The organism is Streptomyces sp. NPDC001070, from assembly GCF_053598835.1.
In genome coordinates, this window is sequence record NZ_JBSFLB010000006.1 from 35,199 (window position 1) to 51,945 (window position 16,747).

10 protein-coding genes are annotated in these 16,747 nt (G+C 69.7%); 9 read left to right on the plus strand and 1 reads right to left on the minus strand.

Annotated elements, in window-relative coordinates; genetic code table 11:
• The first annotated feature begins 441 nt into the window (after positions 1-441).
• The 4 genes from ACWDAS_RS09385 to ACWDAS_RS09400 all read left to right on the plus strand — a co-directional run bounded on the left by ACWDAS_RS09385 (position 442) and on the right by ACWDAS_RS09400 (position 4,761).
• Positions 442-1,053 carry a response regulator transcription factor gene (locus tag ACWDAS_RS09385; protein WP_003948568.1) on the plus strand — a complete coding sequence of 204 codons (612 nt, stop codon included), beginning with the start codon at positions 442-444 and terminating at the stop codon, positions 1,051-1,053.
• Positions 1,054-1,314: 261 nt separating this feature from the next.
• Positions 1,315-1,929, plus strand: coding sequence for a sigma-70 family RNA polymerase sigma factor (locus tag ACWDAS_RS09390; protein ID WP_450388264.1), 615 nt, complete (start codon positions 1,315-1,317; stop codon positions 1,927-1,929).
• 99 nt (positions 1,930-2,028) lie between these two features.
• Positions 2,029-3,531 (plus strand): IMP dehydrogenase, encoded by a 1,503-nt coding sequence (gene guaB, locus ACWDAS_RS09395; protein WP_450388265.1) that lies wholly within the window; start codon positions 2,029-2,031, stop codon positions 3,529-3,531.
• Positions 3,532-3,639: 108 nt separating this feature from the next.
• On the plus strand, positions 3,640-4,761 hold the full coding sequence (locus ACWDAS_RS09400; protein ID WP_450388266.1) for a GuaB3 family IMP dehydrogenase-related protein: 1,122 nt from the start codon (positions 3,640-3,642) through the stop codon (positions 4,759-4,761).
• A 152-nt stretch (positions 4,762-4,913) separates the two neighbouring features.
• Here ACWDAS_RS09400 and ACWDAS_RS09405 read toward each other — a convergent pair whose 3' ends face one another.
• Positions 4,914-9,347 (minus strand): Ig-like domain-containing protein, encoded by a 4,434-nt coding sequence (locus tag ACWDAS_RS09405; protein ID WP_450388267.1) that lies wholly within the window; start codon positions 9,345-9,347, stop codon positions 4,914-4,916.
• A 538-nt stretch (positions 9,348-9,885) separates the two neighbouring features.
• Here ACWDAS_RS09405 and ACWDAS_RS09410 point away from each other — a divergent pair.
• From ACWDAS_RS09410 to ACWDAS_RS09430, 5 genes are all read left to right on the plus strand, one after another.
• Complete coding sequence (locus tag ACWDAS_RS09410) at positions 9,886-11,499, plus strand: glycosyltransferase family 2 protein (RefSeq protein WP_450388268.1); 1,614 nt, start codon at positions 9,886-9,888, stop codon at positions 11,497-11,499.
• Positions 11,496-12,497: a glycoside hydrolase family 26 protein gene (locus tag ACWDAS_RS09415; RefSeq protein ID WP_450388269.1), complete on the plus strand. Its 1,002-nt coding sequence runs from the start codon at positions 11,496-11,498 to the stop codon at positions 12,495-12,497. Before ACWDAS_RS09410 ends, ACWDAS_RS09415 begins: the two co-directional genes overlap by 4 nt.
• Entirely contained in the window at positions 12,494-14,239 is a 1,746-nt protein-coding gene (locus ACWDAS_RS09420; RefSeq protein WP_450388270.1) for an ArnT family glycosyltransferase, read from the plus strand. The genes ACWDAS_RS09415 and ACWDAS_RS09420 overlap by 4 nt, the downstream gene beginning before the upstream one ends.
• Positions 14,236-15,786 (plus strand): glycosyltransferase family 39 protein, encoded by a 1,551-nt coding sequence (locus ACWDAS_RS09425; protein ID WP_450388271.1) that lies wholly within the window; start codon positions 14,236-14,238, stop codon positions 15,784-15,786. The genes ACWDAS_RS09420 and ACWDAS_RS09425 overlap by 4 nt, the downstream gene beginning before the upstream one ends.
• Positions 15,787-15,959: 173 nt before the next feature.
• Positions 15,960-16,742, plus strand: coding sequence for a polyprenol monophosphomannose synthase (locus ACWDAS_RS09430; RefSeq protein ID WP_450388272.1), 783 nt, complete (start codon positions 15,960-15,962; stop codon positions 16,740-16,742).
• Positions 16,743-16,747 lie beyond the last annotated feature (5 nt).

The following is a 16,747-nucleotide window of genomic DNA, read 5'->3' on the forward strand; positions in this document are numbered from 1 at the left end:
GACACCGTCCAGGCGCGAAGCTCTGGGGCAGGTGCTGTCGACCGTACATCTACTGTCGAAGTAGATGTAAATATGATTCATCACAAAATCGCCAACGAACTCCCGCCATGCGGGTAAAAAGCCTCCAAACAGGCAAAATCTGACATTGCCCCCCGGTCGGCGGGGTGTGTGTGCTGCAAGCGGGCGCCCGTTGTGCTTCGTTTTGGGGCCCGGCTTACCGCCGCGACCTGCGACGTTGCTGATCCGTGTCGGTCCGCGCACGGAGAGTGCGGGAGACGGTCGCCAAACTCCGTAACTCTTTCGAGTGAGGGTCGTTGAAGGTGCGGAAGTGGTTGGCGGTCGAACTAATCGGGCAGGCGCCCGAGGCCGTCATCCCCACCGGTGAACGATTCGTACAGCCTGGAGGCTCAACGTGACGCGGATCAGCTGCGGAGGACGGTCATGACTTCCGTTCTCGTCTGCGACGACTCCCCGCTTGCCCGAGAGGCCCTGCGCCGCGCGGTTGCGACCGTGCCCGGCGTCGAGCGTGTAACGACCGCGGCCAACGGCGAGGAAGTCCTCCGCCGCTGGGGCGCCGATCGCTCGGACCTCATCCTCATGGACGTCCGGATGCCCGGCCTCGGCGGTGTCGAGACCGTACGGCGGCTGCTGTCAGCCGACCCCGGCGCCCGCATCATCATGCTCACGGTCGCCGAGGACCTGGACGGGGTGGCCCTCGCGGTCGCCGCCGGTGCCCGCGGATACCTGCACAAGGACGCCTCGCGCGCCGAGTTGAGGGCCACGGTCACCCAGGCGCTGGCCGACCCCACCTGGCGGCTCGCCCCGCGCCGGCTGCGCTCCGCCGAGATGGGCGCCGCCCCGACGCTGACCGCCCGCGAGATCCAGGTTCTCGAGGGCATGAGCCACGGTCGCTCCAACGCCGAGATCGGCCGCGAGCTCTTCCTCTCCGAGGACACCGTCAAGACGCACGCGCGACGCCTCTTCAAGAAGCTCGGCGCCTCGGACCGGGCCCACGCGGTGGCGCTCGGCTTCCGCTGGGGCCTGGTGCGCTGAGGCAGCGGCTTTGAGGGCTGAGGGGCCGATGAGCTGTGGGGCAGCTGTGCGGCTGCCCCGCTCGTACCGGTTTCCGCGTCGAGGGCGCATGCTTGAGGTATGGACTCTCGGGGACACGGGCGGGCGGGGCGGCGGGTGCATGACATGACTACGGTCGGTGCGGTCCCTCGAAACGTTCCACACGGCCCGCCGCATAACGCTTCGGACCAGAACCACGGGTGTGAGCCCACGGAGCGGCCCGCGGCGATGCACTATGGATGGATGCGCGACGAGGCCACCGGCAATGAGACAGCCATAGGGGCTCTCGTACGTCGAGCCGTGGAGGGCGACGAGCAGGCGACGCACGATCTGCTCGCCCATGTGCACCCGCTCGCCGAGCGCTACTGCCGCACGAGGCTGTCGCGGCTGCCCGGTGACGCGCGCCACTTCGTGGACGACCTCGCCCAGGAGGTCTGCCTCGCGGTTCTGTGCGCCCTGCCCCGCTACCGGGACCAGGGCCGGCCCTTCGAGGCCTTCGTCTTCGGCATCGCCGCCCACAAGGTCGCCGATCTCCAGCGGGCCGCCATGCGCGGCCCGGGCTCGACGGCGGTGCCCTCCGACGAGATGCCCGAGCAGGCGGACGACTCGCTCGGGCCCGAGGAGCGGGCGCTGCTCAGCAGCGACGCGGAGTGGGCGAAGAAGCTGCTGGCCAACCTCCCGGAGCACCAGCGCGAGCTCGTGCTGCTCCGGGTCGCCGTGGGCCTCACCGCCGAGGAGACCGGTCAGGTGCTCGGCATGTCGCCGGGGGCCGTCCGGGTGGCACAGCACCGCGCGCTGTCCCGGCTGCGGGCGCTGGCGGAGGAAGCCGCCGCGGCTGCTCCCGGGCTCAGCGCCTAGGCGACGCCGCCTTTCCCCCTCGTCAGGGGGCGGAAATGGTTTCCCGCGGGACCCATTAGCATTGAACATCTCGCCGGGCAAGACCATGGGGAAGGTGTCATGACGCTGAACGCCGACGGAGTAGCCGATAAGTTCGGACTGCTCGGACTCACCTACGACGACGTGCTGCTGCTCCCGGGTGCGTCGGACGTCGTGCCGAACCAGGTCGACACCCGCTCGAAGGTCACCCGGAACGTCAGCGTGAACATCCCGCTGCTGTCGGCGGCGATGGACAAGGTCACCGAGGCGCGGATGGCCATCGCCATGGCCCGCCAGGGCGGTGTCGGCGTCCTCCACCGCAACCTGTCCATCGAGGACCAGGTCAACCAGGTCGACCTGGTGAAGCGGTCCGAGTCCGGCATGGTCACCGACCCGATCACGGTCCACCCCGACGCCACCCTCGCCGAGGCCGACGCCCTGTGCGGCAAGTTCCGCATCAGCGGCGTCCCGGTCACCGACGCCTCCGGCAAGCTGCTCGGCATCGTCACCAACCGCGACATGGCCTTCGAGAGCGACCGCTCCCGCCAGGTCCGCGAGGTCATGACGCCGATGCCGCTGGTCACCGGCAAGGTCGGCATCTCCGGCGTCGAGGCGATGGAGCTGCTGCGCAGGCACAAGATCGAGAAGCTGCCGCTGGTCGACGACGAGGGCCGGCTCAAGGGCCTGATCACCGTCAAGGACTTCGTGAAGGCCGAGAAGTACCCCAACGCCGCCAAGGACGCCGAGGGCCGCCTGCTGGTCGGCGCCGCGGTCGGCGTCGGCGACGAGGCCTTCCTGCGCGCCCAGCGGCTCGTCGAGGCCGGCGCGGACTTCCTGGTCGTCGACAGCGCCCACGGCCACAGCCGCGGCATCCTCGACATGGTCGCCAAGGTCAAGGCCAACATCAAGATCGACGTGGTGGCCGGCAACGTCGCCACCCGCGACGGCGCCCAGGCGCTGATCGACGCGGGCGCCGACGGCATCAAGGTCGGTGTCGGCCCCGGCTCGATCTGCACCACCCGCGTGGTCGCCGGTGTCGGCGCGCCGCAGGTCACCGCGATCTACGAGGCCTCCCTCGCGGCCGGTCCCGCGGGCGTCCCGCTGATCGGCGACGGCGGCCTGCAGTACTCCGGCGACATCGCCAAGGCGATCGCGGCCGGCGCGGACACCGTCATGCTGGGCAGCCTCCTCGCGGGCTGCGAGGAGTCGCCGGGCGAGCTGCTCTTCATCAACGGCAAGCAGTTCAAGTCGTACCGCGGCATGGGCTCGCTCGGCGCGATGCAGTCGCGCGGGCAGGCCAAGTCGTACTCCAAGGACCGCTACTTCCAGGACAACATCCTCTCCGAGGACAAGCTCGTGCCCGAGGGCATCGAGGGCCAGGTCCCCTACCGCGGCCCGCTCTCGGCGGTGGCCCACCAGCTCATCGGCGGCCTGCGGTCCTCCATGGGCTACGTCGGCTCCGCGACGATCCCCGAGCTGAAGGAGAAGGGCCGCTTCGTGCGGATCACCGCGGCCGGCCTCAAGGAGAGCCACCCGCACGACATCCAGCTGACCACCGAGGCGCCGAACTACCACGTGCGCTGACGGATCACCCGGTTCACCGGAAGCCCGCGGTCCCGTACGGCCGCGGGCTTTCGCCTGCCCTCCCTGGGATACTGGACGGGCAAGCCACGAAGGAAAGGCATAGCGACAGTGACTGAGATCGAGATCGGGCGGGGCAAGCGCGGCCGCAGGGCGTACGCATTCGACGACATCGCCGTCGTCCCGAGCCGCCGTACACGGGACCCCAAGGAGGTCTCGATCGCGTGGCAGATCGACGCCTACCGCTTCGAGCTGCCCTTCCTGGCCGCCCCGATGGACTCCGTGGTCTCCCCGGAGACCGCGATCCGCATCGGCAACCTCGGCGGCCTGGGCGTGCTCAACCTCGAGGGCCTTTGGACCCGCTACGAGGACCCCGAGCCGCTGCTCGCCGAGATCGCCGAACTGGACGACGCCTCCGTCACCAGGCGCCTGCAGGAGCTCTACGCGGCGCCGATCAAGGAGGAGCTGATCGGCCAGCGCATCAAGGAGGTGCGCGACGCCGGCGTGGTCACCGCCGCCGCGCTCTCCCCGCAGCGCACCGCGCAGTTCTCCAAGGCCGTCGTCGACGCGGGCGTGGACATCTTCGTCATCCGCGGCACGACGGTCTCCGCCGAGCACGTGTCCGGCTCGCACGAGCCGCTCAACCTGAAGCAGTTCATCTACGAGCTCGACGTGCCGGTGATCGTCGGCGGTTGCGCCACCTACACCGCGGCGCTGCACCTGATGCGCACCGGCGCGGCGGGCGTGCTCGTCGGCTTCGGCGGCGGCGCCGCCCACACCACCCGCAACGTCCTCGGCATCCAGGTGCCGATGGCGACCGCGGTCGCCGACGTGGCCGCGGCCCGCCGTGACTACATGGACGAGTCCGGCGGCCGCTACGTGCACGTCATCGCCGACGGCGGCTTCGGCTCCAGCGGCGACCTGCCCAAGGCGATCGCCTGCGGCGCCGACTCGGTGATGATGGGCTCCCCGCTGGCCCGCGCCACCGACGCGCCCGGCCGCGGCTTCCACTGGGGCATGGAGGCCACCCACGAGGAACTGCCGCGCGGCAAGCGCATGAACCTGGGCACCGCGGGCACGACCGAGGAGATCCTGCTCGGCCCCTCGCACGCGCCCGACGGCTCCATGAACTTCTTCGGCGCGCTGCGCCGCGCCATGGCCACGACGGGCTACTCCGAGCTCAAGGAGTTCCAGCGCGTCGAGGTGACGGTGTCGCCGACGCACCACCGCTGACGGCCGCCGCGACGCGATCGCGCAGCTGAGGACGCACACGGCCCGGACCGCTCGCCTGCGGTCCGGGCCGTGGTCGTTCCAGTGCGGCGGTACCCCCGCCCGAGCCCCGCCCTGGGGTGCTGCCCCAGGGCGGGGCGAATCAGCCGGGCGGCTCACTGCCTGACGGTGAAGTACTGCCAGGCGCCCCATGTGCTCGGATTGCTGTCGTCCCTGCTGCTGTGCACGTAGCGCGCCGCCACGCGGAACCTGCCGTTGGTCGCGTTGGCCAGCGACATCTCGTGCCGGCCGGTGCTGGCGGAACTGAGGGGAGCGCAGGGTGTGGTGGTCTGCGTGTGCCAGGCGTTGCTGTAGTACCGCTGCACCCGGAAGACGACACACTGGCCCGCCTTGTTGGGTGCGACCGTGACGTCGAGTCGCTCCTTCGCAGTGTGGTGGTAGACCGGGTAGACGATGCCGCCGTACGTCGTGCTCGTGTAGTAGCCCGACAGCTTCTCCGAGACCCGCACGTAGGACTGCACGGTTCGGGCGACGGTCTTCGGGGCGTACCGGTAGTCACCGGTGAACACCGCGCTGAACGTGGTGTTGCGGACCAGCTTGTAGTAGCCCGTCAGATTTCCGTGCGAGTCCACCGTCCCCGACCTCACCAGGACCGCCGTCCCGGCGCCGAACGGCTGGGCGTAGATCGCGACCGTGCGTCTGTTGTAGGTCGTGCCCAGGTGGACGGTGATCTTCGCGGACTGGCCATACCGATACGTCGAGTGGTCGGTGGCGACGGAGAGGGAGGTCGCGACCCGGGACACCTGCACGGTGGCGCTGCGGCTGCCCGGCTGGTGTGAGACGTCGCCGCTGTAGGCCACCTTGTAGGTGTTGGCACCCCCGATCTGCGGGGTGTCCGTGAAGGTGAAGGAACCGTCCGAGGCAACCTTCGCGTCGGCCAGTGCGACGCCGGACGCGTGTGCCAGGTCGGTCTTGGTCACCTTGACGACCTCGCCGGCGGCGAAGGGCGAACCGGAGAGCTTGCCGGACACGGTCAGGGTCCGCGTGCGAGTGGCAGAGGACGGAGCCGTCAGCGTGACCGATGTGCTCAGCTTGGACACCTGGACGAGCTGAGCGGTGCTCGACTGCTCGTGGGTCGCGTCGCCCGGGTAGCTCGCGGCGTAGGTGTACGTGCCCTCGGCCGGTGGGGTGTCGCCGAACGTGAAGGAGCCGTCCGCCGCGGTCGTCACATCGCGCAGTGCCGTCCCGTTGCGCGTGAGGTGTACGACCTGACCCGCGGGAAGTGCCGCGCCCGAGGTCAGCGTGCCCTTGACGGTCAGGGCACGACCCGGGACCCCCGTACTCGGGGCGACGAGACCGAGCGAGGTCGCCGCCTTGGGCTCCTCACCGGGCGGCGCGGCCTCGCTGACCACCAGATTGCTCACCGTGTGCGCGTCGGCACCCACGCTCGTGCCGGCCGAGAAGGCCACCAGTGCGGTGGATGTCAGTGCCGGCGCGGCGGCGTCCAGCACCTGGGCTCCGTCGACCCAGACGTACACATGACCGCCGGCCACCTGGACGTCCACCTGGTGCGTGCCCTGGCGCAGGGAAGTGCTGAGCTTGTCCACCGACCGGTAGTCGATCGTCGGCGAGCCGGATGAGCTGTAGCCGACACCGGCGAAGTTCTGCATCTGCAGTGTGTTGTTCCAGCCGGTGCTGAAGGCGACCACCACTCCCGGCCGCCCGGCGATGCCGAGACCGTCGCCGGGCGCGCCCAGTGCCGTGGCGGAGTTCTGGGCCGGGTCGAGCAGGGAGAAGGCCATGCCGACTCCCCTGTTGCCAGGACCGAACTGCGCGGTGAAGGTCGTCCGCAGGCCGTCGGTGCGGAGCGGCTTGGTGTACACCGCCGTGCCCGCCTGGTTAGCGGTGGCCGAGGTCAGCTGGACGCTGCCGTCCCCGCCCAGCACCGTCGTGCCGTTGGCCTGCCACAGTCCGTCCTTGGCCGAGGTGGTCGTGGCGATGCCGGTGCCCGTGCCCTTGACCGCCACGTACATGGCGCCCTGGGCGTTGCCGTCCGCGTCGACGCCGGTCCCGGTGACCTCGTAGAAGGCGCTGAGATCCGCGGCCGAACGAGGGGTGAACGTCACGTTCTGCACGGCGGTCTGCTCCGGGCCGATGACCAGGCCCTCGGACAGTTGCAGCGGGGTGCTGAAGTCACCCGTGGGCGCCTTGGCCTTCGTGACCGTCACCGGGATGTTCCCGGTGTTCGTGATGGTGAACGAGAGCGACTTCGAGCTGCCGATCGGAACGGAGCCGAAGTCCAGCGAGTCCGTGGAGAACTCGAGGTGCCCCTGTCCCGTGACGGCCGTTCCAGTGACCGGAACGCTCACGGTGTGCGTGTCACCGCCGCCCGTGCTGGTGATCACCAGCGCGGAGCTGTCCTCCTGGTCGCCGGCCGGGGTGTAGGTGACCGAGAGCACGAACGATCCGCCGGCGGGTACGACGGTCCCCGTTGCCGGCAGCCCGGAGGCGGCGAACGGCCCGGTCGGCGGGGCGATCGAGTCGATCCGCTCCGGTTCGGTGCCGGTGTTGGTGATCTGCAGGTTCAGCGTGGAGTTGCTGCCGGTGGGCACCGTCTCGAAGTCCATGGCGTCGGGCGCTGCCGCAAGTCCGGGCTTGGTGCCGACGCCGTGAAGGGCGAAGACGAGTTTCTGTCCGTCCGAGAGGTTGGCGGTCAGCGTGCCGTTGATGCCGCCGGGGGCCGTCGGGGAGAAGGTGATCGGCACGTCCAAGGAGTCGTCCGTCGCCAGGGCCTTCGGCTCCTGGGGGGTGGGAACGGCGGACGGCGCGACCGAAAAGGCGCCCGAGGCCGTGAGCCCGACGAGGCTGACGTCCTGAGTGGCCGTCAGCCTCATGGCGGCCGAACTGCTGGCGCCGACGCCGACCTGGCCGAAATCGAGGGAGGACGCGGTCAGGGCGGTCCTCGCCGGGCTGCCGAAGCCGTAGAGAACGCCGTCCCGGGTGCCGACGTACACCTTCCCGCGGTCGGCGGTCGGGGTGCTGAACTTCGTCGCGGTGCCGATCGGCGCGGACCACAGCAGTTGCAGCAGGCCGTGGCCGTCCGGAGTGGGGCTGTAGGCGCGCAGCGTGCCGTTGGCCCCCGAGGCGCTGCTCGCGGAGACCACCCACACCAGGGCACTGGAATCGTCCGTGCCATTGGACGTGACGAGCGGGGAGCCGCTCGTGTAGCCGAAGGTGTCCTGACTCTGGCCGGTGAGGGTGAGCGCGGGGGTGCCGCCGTTGCGCACGCCGTACTTGAGTGCCCGCAGCGGACCGTAGCTGCCGACGACGTAGACATAGCCGCCGTCGCCGCCCCAGAACGCGGGGTGCCCCCACATGCCCTGGTAGGGACCGGTCACGCTCACCGCGGCGTCGCCGCCCGAGGCCCCCTGGCCCATGCCGCCGAGGTTGTCGCGGTCGAGCAGGAACACCCGCCCGTCCTTGCCCTGCTGGACCAGCAGGTGGGGGTGTTCGCTGGTGCCGAAGCCGTCGGGCAGTGCCATCGGGGCGCCCGAGGAGATGTCCTGGTCGTTCAGGTCCAGGGTGTTGGCGTCGCTCGGGCTGAAGAAGTCAGCCGTGCTGAGGCTCTTGTCCGCGTTGACCTGCAGACGGACCACCGATTCGGCCAGGGTGCCCTGGACGGTCTTGCCCGGTCCGGGCGCCGGGCTGATGCCGTTTCCGGTGCTGAAGAAGATCCGGCCGGACCCGTCGGAGACCAGGCCGCCGCCGGACTGCCAGATGCCGGCCCCGTTGGTGCCGATACCGGCCTCGGTGGCCCACATCGAGGTGATCTTGTGCTCGGTGGTGCTCACGCCGACCACGTAGCCGCGGTACGGCCATGCGTCGCAGTGGCCGCCGAAGCCCGCGTAAACGGCGCCGTCCATCAACAGCAGGCCGGGGCGCTGCTGTTCGTAGAACGCGTCGAAGACGGCATTCGGGTCGTTGCCGGGGGTGCCGGCGATGGTGACCGGCCAACCCGGGAGCTCTGCTCCGGAGGTGGGGGTCACCGCGTGCATCAGCCAGCGCGGGTGGCGGTGGGCGGAGGTGCCGTCGTCGACCTTGGTGGTGAAGTAGAGCGCCCCGGTGGCCGGGTCGTAGACGGGGGTGGCAGTCGCCCCGACGTTGGGCACCAGGTCGCCGCAGCCGATCGCCGAGGCGGGCCAGGCCGGCCCGTAGTTCTTGCTCCACTCGATCGCGCCGGTCGCGCGGTCGAGGCCGTACACGGTGTTGCTCTCGGTGACGGCGATCACTTCGTCGCCCACCACCAGTGGCTGGGCGTATATCTGCCCGTCCAGCTGTGTGGCGAAGAGCCGCCCGAAGGCGGAGGACTGGACGAGCGCCGGGGAGAGACTGGCTTCGTCCTGGTCCCAGTTGGTGCGCAGATTGTCGACGCCCTGCGTGGTCTGGTCGGCCTGGGCAGGCGGCCCCACCAGGCTGATCGTCGCGGCGATCAGTGCCGCGCCGGCTATGGCGGCGATGGCGGACAACCGTCTGTGCCGTCTGTCGCGGTGGCGGCCGCGGCGCGCGGGCAGCGCGGAAAACCCGGCCAAACCGGACCTCCTCTGACTTTCGCGCCCGGGGTGGTCACAGGCGCGGAACAAATGTGAAGACTGGGTGATCGTTCATATCATCGGTGGACGTGATTCCGCACCGCTCGGACGCATTTCGTTCCGGGATCGCCGCCCGGCCGATCCCTCACGCCCTGCTGATCGTCAAGCTGGAACTCCCGCGCATCGAGGTGACGGTGCCCCGGCGTACCGCCGCTGACCGATTCCGCGACTTCGCCGCGACGTGGCACGGGGTCCCGGACCGTGTGGCGGTCCGGGACCCTTGGAGTCCGCGGTCATTGAGGGTCGCCGGCGCACATCCGGGCCGTTCGGTCTGAGACGCCCCTGACGGTAACTGTTCCGTAACCAAGTATTTTCACCCCGAGTTACATGCAAGCTGCACATAACGGACGCGTGGGGTTCATCGGGTATCTGGCGTCCCAGTAGGTCTCATATATACTTCCGGCACTCGGCTCTGTGTTCGAAATGTGGAGGCCGAGTAAAGGTGGGGGTAGACGGGCCGCCGGCCCGGGGGGTGCACATGAGTTCTCTTCAACCTGCGTTCGCGGGGGGAAGCCGGGAGCGGCAGCCTGCCGTAAATCGCCGCCACGCGACGCGCAAGCAGGTTCCGCAGCTGGGGTTGCTGCCGCAGCCGCCCTCGGACCGCGAGAAGTACGCGTACGCCAGGCGCAACCTGTGGGTGCTGACCATCAGCTCCGTGATCAGCTTCTGCTGCCTGGGCTACAGCCAGTACAAGCTCGCACAGTCCAACCCGCTGCTGTGGCTCTACGCGCCGCCGCTGCTGTTCACCGTGGTCTACTACCTGGTCTCGTTGCGGGTGAACGGCTTCTCCCGGGGTTTCGACCTCAAGCGCCACAGGCAGCTGGTGCGGGAATGGCGGCCTGAGGTCTACCCCTCCGTCGACGTGTTCCTGCCGGTGTGTGGTGAACCCATCGAGGTCCTGCACAACACCTGGACGCACGTACGCGCGCTGGCCGACCGCTATCCGGGTGTGTGCGTCCCCTTCGTCCTGGACGACGGCGCCAGCCCGGAGCTGGAGGCGATGGCCGCCGATTTCGGATTCCGTTACGGCACCCGCCCGAATCGCGGCTGGTTCAAGAAGGCGGGCAACCTCCACTTCGGCTTCGGGCAGTCCGATGGCAAGTACATCCTGATCCTCGACGCCGACTTCACCCCGCGCTCGGATCTCCTCGAGGAGATGCTCCCGTACATGGAGGCGGACGAGCGGATTGGCATCGTCCAGTCGCCGCAATTCTTCCGGGTGCTCGACTCGCAGAACTGGATCGAGCGCGGCGCCGGCGCGGTGCAGGAGCTCTTCTACCGCTCGGTGCAGGTGTCCCGGCAGAGCAGCGACGGCGCGATCTGCGTCGGCAGCTGCGCCGTCTACCGGCGCGCCGCCCTGGAGACCAACGGCGGCACGACCCTCATCGAGCACTCCGAGGATGTGCACACCGGCTTCGACCTGCGCGGCCTGGGCTGGGACCTGCGCTACATCCCGGTCGCGCTCTCCACCGGGGTGTGCCCGGACAACGCGGGAGCCTTCTTCAATCAGCAGTACCGCTGGTGCTCCGGCTCGATGAGCCTGCTGGGCAGCAAGAAGTTCTGGGACGCCCGGATCAAATTCTCCAGCCGGCTCTGCTACCTGTCGGGCTTCTTCTACTACATCCACACCGCACTGTTCACCTTCGCGGCGCCGATCATCCCGATCGTGCTGCTCCTGAGCATGCCGGACAAGCTCGAGGTGGACCATCTGCTGATGGTGCTGCCGAGCATCATCTACACCACCGTCATCTTCCCGATCTGGCACAAGTCCCCGTATCGGCTGGAGGCCTGGTCGGCCCGGCTGATGTACGGGTGGGCGCACTTCTTCGCCATCTGGGACATCCTGCGCAAGCAGCGGATGGGTTGGCAGCCCACCGGTTCCTCGGGGGCGAAGAAGAACAAGACCCGCCGGTTCTGGCTCGGCATCCGCATCTGGAGCGCCGGCACCGCCGTGGTCTGGGTGTGCGCCGCGGTCTGGCGGATGCTGGACGGCTACCCGCCGGACTTCGCCCTCGTCCTGTCCTCCGGACTCTTCTACGCGCTCGTCGTCGGACGCGTTCTGGTCCAGCCGAGAAGCGAGATCTCCGCATGAGCCGGTTCTCCCTGTCCCTCCGTCGCGCGGCCGTCGCAGCCCTCCTGGTCTGCCTCGCCGGCTGCACGTCGGGGGCGACGGACTCCGAGCCCGTTGGCGGTCCCGCCCCGCACTCCGAAGCCGCGAGCGAGGCGCCCGAGGTCGCGTACGACGTCACGGACCTGCTGCACCCCGACAAGAAGTTCTTCGGCGTGGCGCTCGACGGTGCTCCCGACTCCCTGGCGCCGGTGACGAAGTACACCGGTCTCGTCGGCAAACGGCCCAACATCGTCGCCTCCTACTCCGCGTGGGGCAACGACTTCAACATCGACGGTGCCCGGCGCGTGCTTGGCTCGGGCGCGATGCTCTACGTCTCCTGGGAGCCGTTCGATCCGTCGCTCGCCAAGATCGCCGACGGATCGCAGGACGAGTACATCAGGCGCTACGCCTCCGAGGTGCGAAAGGGCAACGCACCGGTGGCCATCAGCTTCGGCCACGAAATGAACGGCCACTGGTACCCCTGGGGCACACAGAAGGCGACCCCTGCCCAGTTCGTGAAGGCATGGCGCCACATCCACGACATCTTCCAGGACGAGGGCGCGACCAACGTCATCTGGGTGTGGAGCCCGAACGTCGTCAACCCCGTCCCCGGCGTGGCGCTGAAGCCGTACTGGCCCGGTGACGCCTACGTCGACTGGGTCGGTGTGGTCGGGTACTGGACGGCCACGGGGGCGTCGACCTTCGAGACCCTGTACGGCCCGACGACGAGCCAGGTGCGCAAGTTCACGAAGAAGCCCTTCATCCTCTCCGAGACCGCCTCCGAGCCCGGTGTGCGCCGCCGGGCGGACGTCCGCAACCTCATCGAGGGTGTCGAGGGCGACGACGACGTTCTCGGCTTCATCTGGTTCAACATCGCCAAGCGCGCCGACTGGCGACTCCAGGCGAGTCCGCTGGCCCTGGCGGAGTTCAAGCGTCTGGTCGCCGACGACCGGATCGGTTTCGAGGTGCCGGAGCAGTGACGGAGCAGAACCCCACCCACCACTACGGGTACGACCACGGGTCGCAGCCCGCCGGCCTCCACGACGACGGGGCGTGGCAGGATCGCGGATCCTACCCGCGGTACCAGCCGGAGCCGTACGAAGAGCACTACGCGCAGGCGGCGGCGCGGCCCCTCACGCTGACAGACGCCTCCCAGGCAGACCCGCGGCAGGCCGCGCCCGAGGCACCCGTCGCCCCCGGCTACGTCGTACCGGAGGTGCCGGTGTCGGCCTGGTCGGTCGACACCCGGCGCAGCACCTGGATCGGACGGAGCGTGGTGCTGTGCGTCCTGTTGGTCCAGGCCGGGCTGTGGTTCCGGCTCAGCGGGCGCGCCTTCGACAGCGAGGCGCGATACCTGTCGGCCGGCCACTACCGGCTCGACCACCTGCTCAACGGTGCCGACATGCCCGCCGGAATCGTGGGGCACTTCCCCGGCCACCCCGCGGTCTACCCGGTGCTGGCCGCGGCGGCGGACTCGGTGGGCGGTCTGTTCGCCGCCCGCCTGCTCAGCCTGTTCTTCATGCTGGGCGCCACCGCGCTGCTCTACGCGATGACGAGCCGGCTGTTCAGCGAGCGGGCCGGGCTGTCCGCCGCCGCGCTGTTCTCGGTGGTCGAGTCCACCGCGATGCTCGGGAACGTCGCCGGCTTCGACGCGATGGCGGTCTTCCTGGTCGCCGGGGCCGCGTGGGCCCTGGTCCGCACCGGCCGGTCGCACCCGGCCCTGGCGCTGTCGGCCACACCCTTGGCGGCGCTCGCCGCGGTGACCAAGTACATCGCCGCCCTGTATCTGCCGAGCCTGGTGGTCCTCGCCGTGCTGTCCGCCTACCCCTACCGGGGCGCGCGGGCCTACCTGCGAGGCCTGTTCTTCGGCGCCGGGACGCTGCTGATCCTCGGGGGCGCGTACCTCTTCGGCGGGCTGCACGGCTTCACCTCCGCCACCATTGGGCGGGCGCACGGCACGGACCCCGCCCTGGACGTGCTGTGGAACAGCACTGAATGGGGCGGCCTGGTCCTCCTGGTCGCGGTCGGCGGTGCCGTCGACTACATACGCAAGTCGCGTATGGGGGAGATGCCCTGGGCTGCGGGCGACACTCCCGGGGCCGTCCGGCGCACCGCGCTGGGTCTGGTGCTGTGCGGCACCGCCCTGCTCGCCCCCGTCTGCCAGGCCTGGCTGAACGACGATGTCTCACTCTTCAAGCACGTCGGATTCGGCCTGCTGTTCGCCGCGCCCATGGCGGGGCTCGGCATCTCCCGGCTCATGGGGGCGCACTTCCGCTACCCGCAGCTCGGCATCATGGTCTGGGTGGGGGTCCTGGTCGTGGGCATGGCCCAGGCCCAGTCGCTCTACCACCCCCCGGCCTCCGGCCAGATGGTGGAGACGCTGCGGAAGGCTGTCGGCGAGGACGGGCGGTACCTCGCCGAACAGTCCGACATCCCCGCCTACTACCTGCGGGACGAGACCCGTTGGGGCCAGTGGCAGGGCACGCACGACATCGACTTCACCGACAGGGACGGCAAGCACCACACCGGCCCCGACGGCTTCCGCAGGGCCGTGCGGGCGGGCTGGTTCGACGCGATCGTGCTCAACGGGGACGCCACCTCGTCCAACGACAAGGCCATCACCGACGCGCTGCACGGCAACTCCAGGTACCGGCTGGTGTCCGTACTGCCGTCCACTGACGCCTACGGTTCGACCACCTACCGGATCTGGGTGAAACGATGACTCTCACCGAACCCACCCACGAACCGGCGCCCGCTCCCGCCGGCGAGGAACCGGACCCCCGGCGGCACGGCGGGCCGGAGGGCGGCGGCAGCCGGGTCGCCGCCGTGCTGCTCTTCCTCGTCCCTGCTGCGCTCACGCTCGCTCTCACGCTGCACGGCATCGGCGACCGGCAGATGTGGCGTGACGAGCACGCCACCTGGTGGGCGACCGGGCTCTCCCTCAGCGACCTGGGCGGACTGATCCGCAACATCGACGTGGTGTTCGCCCCGTACTACTTCGTGATGCACCTGTGGGTCATGGTCGCCGGGGACTCGCCGACCGCCCTGCGGGTCCCGGCGGCGTTCGCCATGGCCGCCGCGGCCGGGCTGGTCGCGCTCGTCGGGCGACGGATGTTCACCCCGGCGACCGGGCTGCTGGCCGGCCTGGTCTTCGCCTCGGTGCCCTCGGTCACCCAGTACGGGCAGGAAGCGCGGCCCTACGCCTTCGCGGTCGCGTTCGCGCTGCTGTCCACCCTGGTTCTGTTGCGTGTGCTGGAAAAGCCGAGCCTCAAAGGCTGGGCGGCGTACGCCGTGACGATCCCGCTGATCGGTTTCAGCCACCTGGTGTCGCTGTCGGTGCTCGCCGGGCACCTGGGCCTGGTGGTCATGGCGAAGCGGAAGGGCGACCGCATCGCTCACTGGGCGTTCGCCGCCGCCGCGCTGGCCGGTCTGTCCCTCGTGCTCCCGATGCTGGCCCAGGGTTCTGGTCAAAGCGGGCAGATCGCCTGGAACAATCCCACGTTCGAGGACCTGGTCAACCATCCGGACAAGCTGTTCGGCTCCTGGGTGACCGGTGGAGCGGTCATGGGGCTCGGCGTGGCCGGCCTCCTCGTGGTCCGCAAGTACGCGGTGCTGCTGGCCCCCTGGGTGCTGCTGCCCCCGGTCGTCACCTACCTGACCGCGGCGCAACTGCACCTGTTCCTGCCGCGGTACCTGCTCTTCACCGTGCCCGCCTGGGTGCTGCTGGCGAGCGCCGCCGTCACCCGGCTGTCCGGGCCGCTGACCGTGGCGGCCCGTACCGGCACCGCCCGGCGCGTCTTCGGCGGGGTGCTGGTAGCCGTCGCGGCCGCCGCGTTCGCCTGGCAGGCGCAGCCCGGCCTGGCGCTCGCCCGGCAGAACGACCCGGCCGAGCCGGACTACCGGGCCGCAGCCAAGGTGATCGCCCGCGGGCTCGAGCCGGGTGACGGGATCGCCTTCTCAGGGCAGAAGTCGGAACGCCGCGCGATGGCCTTCGAGTTCCGGAACGCCGGGACGTCGGGCCGGCCCAAGGACGTGCTGATGTGGCGCACGCCGCAGCAGATGGGCAACTTCGGCGCAGTGGAATGCCCGGAACCGGCCAAGTGCCTGACGAAGACCGACCGGCTGTGGGTGGTCTCCACCTCCCAGCTGGGCAAACCGTTCGCCGACATGCCGGAGAAGACGGCCGTCCTGCTGTCGACCCGGTTCAAGGTCGCGAAGACCGACTCCCTGCCCAACGTCCGTGTCCTGCTGCTGGAACGCATCCGGTAACGACCGCACCCCACCGGGAGAACCGCGCTCGCGCGGATCTCCCCGACCCCACGTACACCTGCCAGGACGGTCACCACGCGCTCGGCGACGTGCGCCGTGTGACCGTCCGTCTGAAACTCGCGCGCTGAGCCGTCCGGCCCAGCCTCCGCCGGCGCGGCGACCAAGGAGATGTCATGAACCACCCGTTCCCGGACTCTCTCCCCGTCACATGGGGGGACCTACCGGTCACGGTCGTCATGCCGACGTACAACGAGGCGGCGAATCTGCCGCGGATGGCCGACATCGTGATGCGGCTTCCGCTGCCCGGCCTGCACCTGAAGATCGTGGACGATTCGAGTCCCGACGGAACGGGCGAGCTCGCCGAGCAACTCGCCGAGAAGTACAACGACTTCGGCCGCCTATCGCGGATGAGTGTACTCCACCGGACCACCAAGGACGGCCTGGGCAGGGCGTACACCGAGGGCATGCTGGCCGCGCTCGACGAGGGCGCGGAGTTCGTGGTCCAGATGGACGCCGACGGCAGCCACCCGGCCGACGTGATCCCCCAGATGCTGGGCACGGCGATGTCCACCGGTGCCGGGTTCGTCGTGGGCAGCCGGTACGTGGACGGCGGCTCCCTGGACGCGGACTGGGGGAAGCACCGGCAGTTGCTGTCGCGCTTCGCCAACCGCTACGCACGGACCATCCTCGACACGAAGATCCGTGACATCACCGCCGGCTTCAACCTCTGGCGGGCCCAGACGCTACGCGACGTGAACCTGCGGAGCCTGGACAGCGCCGGCTACAGCTTCCAGGTGGAACTGAAGTTCCTGGCGGCGCGGGCCGGCCACAGCGGCGTGGAGATCCCGATCCGCTTCGAGGAGCGCACCGAAGGCGTCTCCAAGATGAACCTCGCGACGCAGATCGAGTCGGCCCTGGTGCCGCTGCGACTGCGGCTGCGCAACCGTCGGGGCTGATCCGG

Excerpts from the sequence above, each read along its gene's own strand:
- ACWDAS_RS09425 (WP_450388271.1), top strand. The coding sequence starts at position 14,236 with ATGACTCTCACCGAACCCACCCACGAACCGGCGCCCGCTCCCGCCGGC.
- ACWDAS_RS09430 (WP_450388272.1), top strand. The coding sequence starts at position 15,960 with ATGAACCACCCGTTCCCGGACTCTCTCCCCGTCACATGGGGGGACCTA.
- ACWDAS_RS09410 (WP_450388268.1), top strand. The coding sequence starts at position 9,886 with ATGAGTTCTCTTCAACCTGCGTTCGCGGGGGGAAGCCGGGAGCGGCAG.
- guaB (WP_450388265.1), top strand. The coding sequence starts at position 2,029 with ATGACGCTGAACGCCGACGGAGTAGCCGATAAGTTCGGACTGCTCGGA.
- ACWDAS_RS09415 (WP_450388269.1), top strand. The coding sequence starts at position 11,496 with ATGAGCCGGTTCTCCCTGTCCCTCCGTCGCGCGGCCGTCGCAGCCCTC.
- ACWDAS_RS09385 (WP_003948568.1), top strand. The coding sequence starts at position 442 with ATGACTTCCGTTCTCGTCTGCGACGACTCCCCGCTTGCCCGAGAGGCC.
- ACWDAS_RS09390 (WP_450388264.1), top strand. The coding sequence starts at position 1,315 with ATGCGCGACGAGGCCACCGGCAATGAGACAGCCATAGGGGCTCTCGTA.